The organism is Streptomyces hokutonensis (assembly GCF_042751305.1).
In the GTDB taxonomy this organism is placed as follows: domain Bacteria; phylum Actinomycetota; class Actinomycetes; order Streptomycetales; family Streptomycetaceae; genus Streptomyces; species Streptomyces hokutonensis_A.
This window is the reverse complement of sequence record NZ_JBHYWD010000002.1, coordinates 157,799-169,201: the sequence shown is the minus strand read 5'-3', so window position 1 is coordinate 169,201 and position 11,403 is coordinate 157,799. Positions and strand designations below refer to the sequence as shown.

The following is an 11,403-nucleotide window of genomic DNA, read 5'->3' as shown; positions in this document are numbered from 1 at the left end:
GAGGCCCGGTGCCCTACTTGCGGGCGGCGAGCGCCCGCGCGTGGACGGTGCGCGCCAGCCTGGGGCCGAGCCAGCGCTTGAACCGGCGCAGCGCCTCAAGGCGTCCGGCCGCCTTGTCGAGGCCGTAGTAGACCTGCGGCGGGACGTACGGCAGCAGCGGCGAGTGGCGCTGGCCGAGCAGGGCGAACATGCGGTGCGGGGGCAGGTGGATGTAGCGCTGGAGGTTCTCGTACCACTGGGCGCTGTAGCGGGCCGCGCTCTGGATGGACAACAGGGCGGATTTACGGCGCTGTTCGTAGGCGGCGAGGGCCTCCGGCAGTTCGGTGTGCTCGCGCAGGGCGTCGGCGAGCGCGATGGCGTCCTCCAGGGCGAGGGTGGTGCCGGCGCCGATCGAGTAGTGGGTGGTGTGGGCGGCGTCGCCGAGCAGGACGAGGTTGTCGCGGTGCCAGGTTCGGTTGGTGAGGGTGCGGAAGTTGAGCCACTGGGCGCTGCCGTCCGAGGAGGCGCGGCCGATCAGGGAGTGGCCGTCGAGGAGGTCGGCGAAGAGCTTCTCCAGGAGGGCGAGTCCGTCGGCCTCGGCGGCGGTGTCGAGGCCGAGGCCGGTCCAGGTCTCGGGGGCGCACTCGATGACGCAGGTGCTGCCCTCGGGGCCGAACGCGTAGCCGTAGCACCAGATCCAGCCGTGGTCGGTCTCCACGAAGGCGAAGGTGAAGGAGCCGAAGACCTTGCTGGTGCCGAGCCAGATGTACTGGTTGCGGCCGGGCCTGAGTTCGGCGCCGAAGTGATCGGCGTGGCGGGTGCGCAGCGCGCTGTTGACGCCGTCGGCGGCCACGATCAGGTCCGCGTCGGGGAGGTCGTCGGCGGTGACCTCGCGGTCGAACTCCAGCCGTACGCCCAGCGATCGCGCCCGTTCGGCGAGGATCTTGAGAAGGCGGTGGCGGCCGATGCCGTGGCCCTCGTCGCCGGGCTGGGTGGTCGTGAGGTCCCGGACGCGGGCGACGCCGTCGCTCCAGCGCACCGAGTGCTCGTCGACGGCCTGCGCGGACTCGGGGTCGTACTCCCGGAGCTGGTCGAGCAGTCCGCGCCAGTACGTGACACCCCAGCCGTAGGTCGAGCCCTCGGGGTTGCGCTCGTAGACGGTGACGTCGTGGGACGGGTCCTGCCGCTTCAGCAGGATCGAGAGATACAGACCGGCGGGCCCGCCTCCGACACAGGCGACCTTCACGCGCACACCCCTGGATTTTACTCAAAGTGGTCAAGTGGATCCGCAGAGTAGCAGGATGGGGCGGCACGGAATTCGCGTCACCCCGCACAGGACCGATGAGACGACCGGGACGGCTCAGACGTGTTGTCGATCAGACGTCCTTGTCCAGATGGCGGCGCAGTTCCGCCGTGAGCGCCGGGATCTCCCGGCGGAAGGCCGCTTCGTCGAGGCCGTCGTCGGCTACCACGGCGAGCAGCGCGCGATCTCCGACGGCCGTCACGATGACATGGCCCGTGCTGCCCCGCGCGGTGATCTCGCGGAGATGGCCCGCGCCGCCGTGGTCGGCGAGGCGGTGGCCGAGTGCGAGGCCCGCCGCCGCGAGGGCGGCCATGGACTCGGGGTGGGTCTTGTTCGCGTCGCTGGCCACGACGAGCCCGTCGCTGGTGGCCAGGGTGGATTCGGTGACTCCCATTACGTTGTCCCGCAGGGCGATGAGGAGGTCGGTCACGGGGTCGCTCATGGCGTCTTCTTCCTGTTGCGTGCAGGCGGTGGGACAACGAGGCGGGAGGGGGCCGGGTCGCGGTTTCAGCCGGAATCGGCGCGAACGGACGGGTCGGGTCGTTCAGTCGTGGGGCCGAGGCTCCGGTGCGGAGTTCCGACCGGGTTCGCGGCGCGGGAGAGGTACGGGGCGGGGTGCGGCGGAGGGGGCGGTGGACGGAGGCGCGGTGGGCGCGCCGCGGGCCGCCGTGCTGGGCCTGTTGTCCGCCGAGGGCGTGTGGGGCTGGACGAGTCCGCGGTCCAGCAGGTGCCGTAGGTCCATCATGACGGCGAAGAGGCCTCGGCCGAGGGCGAAGGCGATGTCCCTCGCCGTGCCGCGGCCGTTCGCGTGGGCCAGGACCTCCTGGTGCCGGGCGGGCAGCCTGGCGGCGGTCCCCGGAAGACTCCCGGCGGACACCGACCGGACGCGGGTGCGGGCGAGGGCGGCGACCGAACCGGGCTCCCCGGCAAGGAGGTTGACCCGCCGGGACACCTCGCCGACGAGTCGCTCGGGGGTGACGCCGTCGTTGCGGTACAGCGCCGGTACGGGATCGGCGACCTCCCAACTGTCGGGTACGGCGAGGGAGAGCGCGAAGGCCGCGTCGAACAGGGCGCTGACGCTGATGACTTCGAGTTCGCCGGCGCCGACGAGCCCGCGCGCCACGAGTTCGGCGGCGAGATGTTCGTGGGTGGTGTCGGAAGCCCTGACCTCCGACCACGCCTCCTCACTGATGCGGCCCGACCGGAGCAGCAGGCCCTCGATGCCCGGTGCGCCGGGTGTCTCCATGGCCACCACCAGCCCGTCGCGCACATGGATCGCGCCGCCCGGTGTGCCGGTGACGAGCACGGTGCAGGAGTGCGCCCGGTCCCGGAGGGCCGACAACAGGGCGGGAACGTTGCGGGAGTCGGCGAGCGGTTCCCCGGTGCCGGGCTGCGTCATGCCAGCAACTCGTCGGCGTGCCGGTGCAGTTCGCGCAGCGCCCAGGTGAGGTTGGTGCGCTCGCGGTCGACGGTCGCGCACAGCAGCAGGGGGTCGCCCCGCCGCGTGAGTTGGAGCGTCACGAGATGGCGGGTGGAGGTGGTCACGACGACGCTCTCCAACTCCCCCGACGCACCGGCCCGGATGAGGCGGGTACGGGCGATCTCCGCTATTTCACAGGAATCCTGGCTGCCGCTCACATCGCCCGACTCCGCATAGGAGAGGCCGGTGACGGCATCGAGCAACATGGCTCCGCTGATACCGGGCGCAGTCAGAGCACGGTCCAGCGCGGTGTCGAGCGATGACAAAGGCCCCCCCTTCAGTCACTCCGCGAGCAGACTACTTTATTTGCCAACTATCGCAACACTGACCAAAGATGGTGTTGTCTGTTACCCGCACGGTTCGCATTGAGACCGTTTTCGTGGCGAGACCCACCGTCTTGCCGGCTCGTGAGGGAAACGAGGCACCACGTGAACATTGAGGCGACGCTCAAGGAAGCGATGACTATCGACGGGGCCCTGGGGGTGTCCCTTGTCGACTACGAGAGCGGCATGACGCTGGGGGCGTTGGGCGGCGGTCCGCATCTGGACCTGGAGGTCGCGGGGGCGGGCAACACCGAGGTCGTGCGGGCGAAGGTGCGCACGCTGAAGTCCATCAACGTGGACGACCGGATCGAGGACATCCTGATCACCCTCGGGAAGCAGTACCACCTGATCAGGCCGCTGGCGAGCGCACGCGGCTCGCTCTTCCTGTATCTGGCGCTGGACCGGGAGCGCAGCAATCTGGCGCTGGCGCGGCACAACTTGAAGCGCCTTGAGGCGAGTTTGGAGATATGAACGCGTCGCGGCATATGACAATCGAGTAGTCGCGACTTCAGAAGTCCCGGGCGGTCTCGGCGCGGCCATATCCGCCGGGACCGGCCCGACTATCAAGTCCGACCTTTGCGGGGCCGAATTCCCGGACGGCGCACGACCGTTAAAGCGGAGCGACTGTAATTGTCTAGTCCACTTTCTCGGTACGGCACTCCGGATGCCCCCAGCCCTGGGCGTTCTTGCTGATCGGCTCGCCCGCCGCATAGGCGCGCCCGCACAGGCAGCGGCCGGGGAACTTCGCCTTGATGGTGCGCGAGGACGAACTCGCGCCCTTCCGGGCCGACTTGGCACCGGCCGGACGGGCGGACTTCTTCGGGGTGTCGGGCGAGGGGGGCGGCTCCGGCGAGCCGAGGTCGCTGCCCGCGGGCTCCTGCACGACGGCGGCCTGGCTGGCGGCGCGGTCGGCGAAGTCGTTCAGCGGGTCGCCGTCGACCTGGTGGGCGGGGACGTAGCGGAACTCGACCGAGCGGCCGTCGAGCAGTTCGTCGATGCGGACGACCAGTTCCTGGTTGGCTACCGGCTTGCCGCCGGACGTCTTCCAGCCGTTGCGCTTCCAGCCCGGCAGCCAGGTGGTGACCGCCTTCATGGCGTACTGCGAGTCCATCCGGATCTCCAGCGGTACGTCCGATGCGGTCGCCGTCAACAGGCGCTCCAGCGCGGTGAGTTCGGCGACGTTGTTGGTGGCCCTGCCGAGCGGTCCGGCCTCCCAGCGGGCGGGGCTCTCCGCATCGTCCGACACGACCCACGCCCAGGCCGCGGGCCCCGGATTTCCCTTCGAAGCCCCGTCGCACGCGGCCACCACACGTTCACGCATGGGCCCGATCATGCCACGACCGCACCACGCGCTCTCCCCCGACCCGACCCGGCCGTACGCCCCGTCCGGGGATCCGCCCGCCCGGCTCTCTACGCTGCGCGCACGACCTCGCGACACGAGCAGTGGGCCCGCCTGCGCCAGCTGTTGTGGCTGCCGCCGCGCCCGCACGGGGAACAGCCGCGCGAGCGGGTGGTCGGCCCGCTCGAACTCTTCTACGACTTCGTCGTGGTCGTCCTCGTCGCCCAGGCCGCCGACCACCTGGCCGGGGAGCTCGACTGGCACGGACTGGGCCTGTTCGCCGCGGTGTTCGCGCTGGTGTGGATCGCCTGGCTCAACGGCAGCCTGCACCACGAACTGCACGGGCACGAGGACGCCCGCGGCCGGAGTATGTTCCTGCTGCAGATCCTGGTGCTGGTGCCGCTGGGCGCGTTCATCCCGGAGGCGGGCGACGCGCGCGGGGCCGCGTTCGCCGTGGACGCGGGGGCGCTGTTCGCGCTTCTGGCGCTGCTGTGGCTGCTGGCCTCGCGGGCGGACACGCCCGAATTCCGGCGCCCCAGCGTGCTGTTCGTTACGGGGACCGCGCTCTGCTCGGTCGTCCTGGCTGCGAGCGCCGCACTGCCCGCGGACGCCCGGGTGCTGACGTGGGGCGCGCTGGCCGTCGTCTATCTGCTGGGGTTCGTGTTCGTGCTCGCCAGGGCCATTCCGGAACGGGTGGTCGGCTTCAGCCTGACCGACACGCTCGCCGAGCGGTTCGGGCTGTTCATCATCATCGTGCTCGGCGAGAACGTGACCGGCGTGGTCCACGGGCTGTCCCACGAGCCGACCGGCGCGCTCACCCTCGCCGTCGGGCTGGTCGCCGTCGTGGTCGGCTTCGGCGGCTGGTGGACGTACTTCGACTTCGCCGGGCACCGGCTGCCGCGGCCCACGCGGGCGAGCGCCCTGCAGTGGATGATGATCCATCTGCCGCTCACGGCCGCGGTGGCCGCCATGGGCGCCGCGATGGTGGGCCTGGTCGAGCACGCCCACGACGGCCGGACCCCGGCCGCCACGGCCTGGGTGCTCTGCGGGGGTACGGCCGTCGTGTTCTGCGCGACGATGGTGCTCGCGGCGTCGCTGCGGGTCTGGAGCGAGGACCTGGGCCTCTACCGGCCGCCGGCCCGGACCTGCGTCGCCATGGCGGTCGTATGCGTGGCACTGGGCGCCCTGCGTCCGGCTCCGCTGCTCCTGGGTCTGGCCCTGGTGGTCGTGCTCGGGGTGCTTTGGGGTCTGGCCGTGGCGCACCGCGTGGCCCACGAAGGGGAACCGGCGGTGTGACCGCGCGCGGGTGTCAGGGCGTCGAGGGGCGGGTCTCGGTCCAGTCGACCATCAGCCGGCGTTCGGCGAAGTACCAGTCGCCGTCCAGCTCGGCGAACTCGTCGAGGTGGCGGATGGACGCGATCATGAGGGTGCGCTGCCCCGACTCGTCGAGCGAGACGTGGTGGGCCAGGCAGTAGCTCTCGCCGGTCGCCCGGTCGCCGTCCAGGGTGATCGTGCTCTGGCCGTTGAAGTGCGTGGTGGCCCGGGAGACGTTGAGGTTGTCGAACACCGGGGCCAGGGACTCGCGGCCGTGCAGCTCCTGTGTCGGCTTCCGCCGCTGTGGCGTCCATGAACACCAGGAAGCGGGTGTCCTCGGTGAACAGGGCCATCTGCCCCTTGGCGTCCCGTCGGTCCGCGCAGTGCGCGTAGGCGTCGACCAGTTCGCGGACGGCCAGCCGGTCGGCGGCCTCCTGGGGTGTGATCGCGGTGTGCGAGGCCATGACCGTTCCTTTCGCCGCACTATTTGACATGTGTATAAAATCACTCGTCATGGCAGTGCAACGTGAAGGCAGGGAGGGCGGAGCGCTGAACCAGCGGATCGATCCACGCGTCACCCGCACGACGCGGGCCTTCGAGGAGGCCGTCGTGGAGCTCGCCGCGCAGCGGTCCGTCTCCCGGATCTCCGTCGCGGAACTGGCCGACCGCGCGGGGGTCACCCGCGCCACGTTCTACAACCGCTACAGCTCCCCGCTGGACCTGCTCATCCAGGTACTCCAGGCCGATCTGGACCGCGGCCACCGCAGGGAGGCCGAGGCCCGCGCACAGGGCGGGCACTCGGCCGCCGAACTGCTCCGGCTGGCCACCGCCGAGGTCGCCGACCACGTCGAGCGGCATCTGCCGATCTACCGGCGCGCCCTCACTGATCCGGCGGACAGCGGTGTGTACGAGGCGCTCGTGCGCCACTTCGGCGACTACACGCTCTCCTTCATGGCCGAAGGCGACCGCCCGGGGCTGCCCGAGGCCAATCGCCGGGTCGCCGCGCAGTTCCTGGCCCACGGCTTCGCGGGCGCCATCAGGGCATGGCTGGAGGACCCGGCGGTCACCAAGGACGACATGGTCGACGCGGCCGTGGCCTGCGCCCCCGCCTGGTGGACGGCCGACGGCCGCTGACCGATGACCCGCCCGGTCAGATGTCCGTCATCGCCGGCATCTCGCCCTCGGTCGTGCTCATGTCGATCACCGAGAACGAGGCGCCCTGCGGATCGCTGAGCGCCGCGAACCGCCCGAAGGGGCTGTCCATGGGGCCGAAGCGGAGGATGCCACCGAGCTTGGTGGCCTTGGCGACCGCGTCGTCGCAGTTGTCCACGCCGAAGTACACGTTGACGTACGACGGCACCTCGGGCGGGAACTCGTCGCCCATCTGCATCCGTCCGATGACCGTGTCCTCGCCGACGTTGTAGACGCGGTAGTCGACGCCGGCGTCGTCCATGCTCTTCGCCGAGTACGGGAAGACCGCAGGGAAGAATCCGTCCGCCTTCGCGGGCTCGCGGGTGAAGACCTCGGCCCAGGCGTACGCGCCGGGTACGCCCGACACCTCGAAGCCCTCGTGGGTGCCGCCCTGCCAGACGCCGAACACGGCGCCGCTGGGCTCACGGGCCAGGCACATCGTGCCGAACTCGCCGACCTGCATCGGCTCCATCAGCACCTCGCCGCCGTTCTCCCGGATCTTCGCCGCGGTCGCCGCCGCGTCCGGCGAGGCGAGATAGAGACACCACTGCGACTGCCCCTCCTGGCCGGGCATCGGCGGTACGACGGCGGCCACGGCCTTTCCGTCGACGTAGGCCTGTGTGTAGTTGCCGTACTCCGACGACGCCTCGCCGAAGGTCCAGCCGAGGACGTCGCCGTAGAAACTCTTGGCTCCCTCGACGTCGCCGAACATCGCGTCGGCCCAACAGGGGGTTCCCTCAGGTTGTACGGCCATGGTTGCGGCCCTCTCCGGTAGGTCGGGTTGGCTGGATCGTGCTGTCCGAAATCTCACGCTAGTCACCCGGGGAGTGGGGCGCGCGTCGAACGCCGGAATCGCCTGCCGCCGCGCCTGCGCGCCCTGTACGCCGGGGTGCGGGCACGAACCCCCGCCGCCCCGACTCGACCGGCGGGTTTACGACCTCCGGGACGCGAAGCCGCCCCTTTCGCGCGGTTACCGGTGCTGGGCAGGACTGTTTGGCTTGTAAACCGACGACGCGCTCACCCCTGTTCACCTCCCGGGAGGGAATGTGTCCACACCGGAAAGCGTCAACGGACCAGCCACCGACGACTCCGCCGCCGAACCACCGGGCAACGGCCGGCTCACCAGCCTCAGCACCGTCGCGGCCCGGCAACTCGCCACGACCACCAAGTCCGAACCGCAGATGCAGGCCATCACCTCGCGCTGGCTGCTGAAGATGCTCCCCTGGGTGGACGTCAGGGGCGGCGCCTACCGGGTCAACCGGCGGCTCCAGCTCAGCGTCGGCCGCGGCCGGGTGCGGTTCGAGCAGAACGGCGCCGACGACGTCAAGGTCATCCCCGAGACGCTCACCGAACTGCCCGTGCTGCGCGGGTACTCCGACACGGAGGTCCTGAAGGAGATCGCCACCCGGTTCCGGGTCCGGGAAGTGCGGGCGGGCCAGGTCCTGTTCGAGGCCGGACAGCCCGTCACCGAGGCCTACTTGGTCGCCCACGGCCGCTTCACCCGCTACGCCGCGGGACCCTACGACGAGGAGGAGATCCTCGGAGTCGTCACCGACGGCGACCAGATGGGCGACGAGGCGATAGGCCAGTCCGACCCGCTGTGGCTGAGTTCCGTGCGCGCCGAGACCGCTGGCGTGCTGCTCGTCCTGCCCTGGGACGTCGTGTCCGAATTCACCGACCGCGTACCGTCGTTGGCCGCCCATCTGGAGGCGTACGCCGAGCGGCAGCGGCTGCCGATGAACCGCAGGGGCGAGGCCGATGTGCCGGTGCAGGCCGGCCATGTGGGCGAGCCGACGCTGCCCGGTGGCTTCGTCGACTACGAACTCGCCCCGCGCGAATACGAGTTGTCCCTCACCCAGACCGTGCTGCGGGTGCACACCAGGGTCGCCGACCTCTACAACGACCCGATGGACCAGACCCGGCAGCAACTGCGCCTCACCATCGAGGAGATCCGCGAGCGGCAGGAGTGGGAACTGGTCAACAACCGGGACTTCGGGCTGCTGCACAGCGTCGACTACACCCAGCGCATCAGCACCTTCACCGGTCCACCGACCCCGGACGACCTCGACGAACTGCTCGCCATGCGCCGCAAGACCAAGCTCTTCCTCGCCCATCCGAAGGCGATCGCGGCCTTCTTCCGGCAGTGCAACAGGCGCGGTCTGGTGCCGGGCACGGCGAACGTCGACGGGCACGAGATCCCCGCCTGGCGCGGGGTGCCGTTCTTCCCGTGCGGCAAGATCCCGGTCTCCCCGCAGCACACCAGCAGCATCATCGCGCTGCGCACCGGCGAGGCCGACCAGGGTGTCGTCGGCCTGTTCCAGACCGGTATCCCCGAGGAGTACCAGCCCGGACTCAACGTCCGCTTCATGGGCATCGACTCCGCCGCGATCATCCGCTACCTCGTCACCGCGTACTACTCGATGGCCATCCTGGTCCCCGACGCGGCGGGAATCCTGGAGAACGTCCAGATCGGCCGGACCGCCGAGTGACGGCCTGGAGAAGCTCATGACCACCTCCCTCTCGCTGCCCGGCCCGCCCAACCTGGCGGGCACCCTGCGGGCCCGGCGCACCGGCGCGATCCCCGGACTCACCTACCGCCCGGCGGCGCCCGCCGACCCGGAGAAGGCCGCCGAGCTCGACCGCAGACTGGAGACCTGGGCCCGCGGCCTCGACCTGTTCCCGGCCGCCTGGAACGGGGACTTCGCCGGGTTCCAGTTCGGCCGGGCCGTGGTGCTCCAGCACCCGGGGGCGCTCGACCTCGAACGGCTCACCGCCGCAGGCAAGTTGCTGCTCGCCGAGAACATCGTCGACAACTGCTACTGCGAGGAGGACGAGGGCAAGGGCGGCGCGCACCGGGGGCTGGGCGGGCGGCTGATCTTCGCGCAGTCGGCGCTCGACCCGTTCCACTCCACCCCCGAACTGGAGGAGGAGTGGCGGCACGGTGTCCAGGCCGACGGCCCGCTGCGCTCGTACCGCTTCGCGATCCAGGACTACGCCCTCCTCGCCACCCCCAGCCAGACCGACCGGATCGTGCACGACCTCGCGCGGCTGCACCTCGGCTATCTCGCCGAGGCCGCGTGGGCCGAGATCAGGTACAAGCCGCGGGTCTGGGAGTACCTGGTGATGCGGCAGTTCAACAACTTCCGGCCCTGTCTGTCGATCGTCGACGCGGTCGACGGCTACGAACTGCCCGAACAGGTCTACGCCCGGCCCGAGATCCAGCGGGTCACGGCCCTGGCCTGCAACGCCACCACCATCGTCAACGACCTCTACTCCTTCACCAAGGAACTGGCGAGCGACCCGGACCACCTCAACCTCCCGCAGGTCGTCGCCGCCAACGAGCGGTGCGGGCTGAAGGCCGCCTATCTGAAGTCCGTCGACATCCACAACCGGATCATGGACGCCTTCGACGAGGAGTCCGCGGCGCTGTCGGCCGCCTCGCCCCTCGTCGCTCGCTACACCGAGGGCCTGGCCGCCTGGGTGTCCGGCAACCACGAGTGGCACGCGACCAACACCCACCGCTACCACCTGCCCAACTACTGGTAAGAGTCCGGTCCCTGACGTCCCGTCAGACGCAGCACGCTAGGAGTCACCGTTGACCACCGCCGACGCCGGCACCACAGCACCACCGGTGCCGACCCAGTCCACGTACCAGAGCCGTGTCGCGGACTACTGGAACGCCGAAGAGAACCCGGTCAACCTCGCCCTCGGACAGATCGACGACCTGTACCACCACCACTACGGAATCGGCGGGGCCGACGAGTCCGTACTGGAGGAGCCCGACCCCGTCCGGCGCCGGGAACGACTCACCGCCGAACTGCACCGGCTTGAACACGCCCAGGCCGAGCTGCTCACCTCGTACCTGGGCCAACTCACCCCGGACGACCGGGTGTTCGACGCCGGCTGCGGGCGCGGCGGGGGCAGTGTGGTGGCGCATCTGCGCTACGGCTGCCGGGCCGACGGGGTCACGATCTCCGCCAAGCAGGCCGAGTTCGCCAACGAGCGGGCCCGTGACCGGGGCATCGACGGCAAGGTGCGCTACCACCACCGCAACATGCTCGACACCGGTTTCCCGACGGGCGAGTTCGCCGCGTCCTGGAACAACGAGTCCACGATGTACGTCGAGTTGGACCTGCTGTTCGCCGAGCACGCCCGGCTGCTGCGCCGCGGCGGGCGCTATGTGGTGATCACCGGCTGCTACAACGACACCTACGGCCGGGCCTCGCGCGAGGTGTCCCTCATCAACGCCCACTACATCTGCGACATCCACCCCAGGTCGGAGTACTTCCGGGCGATGGCGCGCAACCGGCTGGTGCCCGTCCACGTCCAGGACCTCACCCAGGACACGATCCCCTACTGGGCCCTGCGCAGCCGGGCCGACCATCTGGTCACGGGCATCGAGGACACCTTCCTGACCGCGTACCGCAACGGCAGCTTCCAGTATCTGCTGATCGCGGCCGACCGGGTCTGAGTC

General features: G+C 70.3%; 12 protein-coding genes and 2 pseudogenes. 6 read left to right on the top strand and 8 right to left on the bottom strand.

The genetic code is table 11. From position 1 onward, the window contains the following. Positions 1 to 13 precede the first annotated feature (13 nt). The 4 genes from ACFXC1_RS06915 to ACFXC1_RS06900 all read right to left on the bottom strand — a co-directional run bounded on the left by ACFXC1_RS06915 (position 14) and on the right by ACFXC1_RS06900 (position 2,968). Entirely contained in the window at positions 14 to 1,231 is a 1,218-nt protein-coding gene (locus tag ACFXC1_RS06915; RefSeq protein ID WP_381239834.1) for an FAD-dependent monooxygenase, read from the bottom strand. A 124-nt stretch (positions 1,232 to 1,355) separates the two neighbouring features. Further along, complete coding sequence (locus tag ACFXC1_RS06910; protein WP_262060447.1) at positions 1,356 to 1,724, bottom strand: roadblock/LC7 domain-containing protein; 369 nt, start codon at positions 1,722 to 1,724, stop codon at positions 1,356 to 1,358. Between the two features lie 102 nt (positions 1,725 to 1,826). Next, positions 1,827 to 2,681, bottom strand: a complete 855-nt coding sequence (locus tag ACFXC1_RS06905; RefSeq protein WP_381239832.1) for a hypothetical protein — start codon at positions 2,679 to 2,681, stop codon at positions 1,827 to 1,829. Then, complete coding sequence (locus ACFXC1_RS06900) at positions 2,678 to 2,968, bottom strand: hypothetical protein (protein ID WP_381239830.1); 291 nt, start codon at positions 2,966 to 2,968, stop codon at positions 2,678 to 2,680. The genes ACFXC1_RS06905 and ACFXC1_RS06900 overlap by 4 nt, the downstream gene beginning before the upstream one ends. A 222-nt stretch (positions 2,969 to 3,190) precedes the next feature. Between ACFXC1_RS06900 and ACFXC1_RS06895 the strand changes: the two genes are divergently transcribed. Then, the gene (locus tag ACFXC1_RS06895; RefSeq protein ID WP_381239829.1) at positions 3,191 to 3,556 is read left to right on the top strand and encodes a hypothetical protein; all 366 of its coding nucleotides are present in this window, start codon (positions 3,191 to 3,193) and stop codon (positions 3,554 to 3,556) included. A gap of 163 nt (positions 3,557 to 3,719) precedes the next feature. Here the strand turns inward: ACFXC1_RS06895 and ACFXC1_RS06890 are convergent, their stop codons facing one another. After that, complete coding sequence (locus tag ACFXC1_RS06890) at positions 3,720 to 4,418, bottom strand: ribonuclease H family protein (protein WP_381239827.1); 699 nt, start codon at positions 4,416 to 4,418, stop codon at positions 3,720 to 3,722. A gap of 132 nt (positions 4,419 to 4,550) precedes the next feature. Between ACFXC1_RS06890 and ACFXC1_RS06885 the strand changes: the two genes are divergently transcribed. Further along, on the top strand, positions 4,551 to 5,720 hold the full coding sequence (locus ACFXC1_RS06885; RefSeq protein ID WP_381239825.1) for a low temperature requirement protein A: 1,170 nt from the start codon (positions 4,551 to 4,553) through the stop codon (positions 5,718 to 5,720). A 13-nt stretch (positions 5,721 to 5,733) separates the two neighbouring features. On the opposite strand, the gene ACFXC1_RS06880 is transcribed toward ACFXC1_RS06885, so the two are convergent. Together ACFXC1_RS06880 and ACFXC1_RS06875 are read right to left on the bottom strand one after the other, a co-directional pair. Continuing rightward, positions 5,734 to 5,991 (bottom strand): nuclear transport factor 2 family protein, encoded by a 258-nt coding sequence (locus ACFXC1_RS06880; protein WP_381239823.1) that lies wholly within the window; start codon positions 5,989 to 5,991, stop codon positions 5,734 to 5,736. Positions 5,992 to 6,112: 121 nt separating this feature from the next. Then, positions 6,113 to 6,202 (bottom strand): annotated as a pseudogene (locus ACFXC1_RS06875) (nuclear transport factor 2 family protein); the annotation flags it as partial. 49 nt (positions 6,203 to 6,251) lie between these two features. On the opposite strand from ACFXC1_RS06875, the gene ACFXC1_RS06870 reads away from it, so the two are divergent. Then, positions 6,252 to 6,872, top strand: coding sequence for a TetR/AcrR family transcriptional regulator (locus ACFXC1_RS06870; protein WP_381239821.1), 621 nt, complete (start codon positions 6,252 to 6,254; stop codon positions 6,870 to 6,872). A gap of 16 nt (positions 6,873 to 6,888) precedes the next feature. On the opposite strand, the gene ACFXC1_RS06865 is transcribed toward ACFXC1_RS06870, so the two are convergent. Continuing rightward, positions 6,889 to 7,683: a VOC family protein gene (locus ACFXC1_RS06865; RefSeq protein WP_381239819.1), complete on the bottom strand. Its 795-nt coding sequence runs from the start codon at positions 7,681 to 7,683 to the stop codon at positions 6,889 to 6,891. Between the two features lie 292 nt (positions 7,684 to 7,975). Between ACFXC1_RS06865 and ACFXC1_RS06860 the strand changes: the two genes are divergently transcribed. From ACFXC1_RS06860 to ACFXC1_RS06850, 3 genes and pseudogenes are all read left to right on the top strand, one after another. Then, positions 7,976 to 9,418, top strand: a complete 1,443-nt coding sequence (locus tag ACFXC1_RS06860) for a family 2B encapsulin nanocompartment shell protein (RefSeq protein WP_381239817.1) — start codon at positions 7,976 to 7,978, stop codon at positions 9,416 to 9,418. Beyond that, positions 9,417 to 10,475: pseudogene (locus tag ACFXC1_RS06855) on the top strand (family 2 encapsulin nanocompartment cargo protein terpene cyclase); the annotation flags it as partial. The gene ACFXC1_RS06860 and the pseudogene ACFXC1_RS06855, both read left to right, overlap by 2 nt. A gap of 49 nt (positions 10,476 to 10,524) precedes the next feature. Further along, complete coding sequence (locus tag ACFXC1_RS06850; RefSeq protein WP_381239815.1) at positions 10,525 to 11,400, top strand: geranyl diphosphate 2-C-methyltransferase; 876 nt, start codon at positions 10,525 to 10,527, stop codon at positions 11,398 to 11,400. Positions 11,401 to 11,403 lie beyond the last annotated feature (3 nt).

What these genes read in the sequence shown, in the direction of transcription:
- ACFXC1_RS06910 (WP_262060447.1), bottom strand. Translation starts at nt 1,724, where the DNA reads ATGAGCGACCCCGTGACCGACCTCCTCATCGCCCTGCGGGACAACGTA.
- ACFXC1_RS06905 (WP_381239832.1), bottom strand. Translation starts at nt 2,681, where the DNA reads ATGACGCAGCCCGGCACCGGGGAACCGCTCGCCGACTCCCGCAACGTT.
- ACFXC1_RS06900 (WP_381239830.1), bottom strand. Translation starts at nt 2,968, where the DNA reads ATGTTGCTCGATGCCGTCACCGGCCTCTCCTATGCGGAGTCGGGCGAT.
- ACFXC1_RS06890 (WP_381239827.1), bottom strand. Translation starts at nt 4,418, where the DNA reads ATGATCGGGCCCATGCGTGAACGTGTGGTGGCCGCGTGCGACGGGGCT.
- ACFXC1_RS06870 (WP_381239821.1), top strand. Translation starts at nt 6,252, where the DNA reads ATGGCAGTGCAACGTGAAGGCAGGGAGGGCGGAGCGCTGAACCAGCGG.
- ACFXC1_RS06865 (WP_381239819.1), bottom strand. Translation starts at nt 7,683, where the DNA reads ATGGCCGTACAACCTGAGGGAACCCCCTGTTGGGCCGACGCGATGTTC.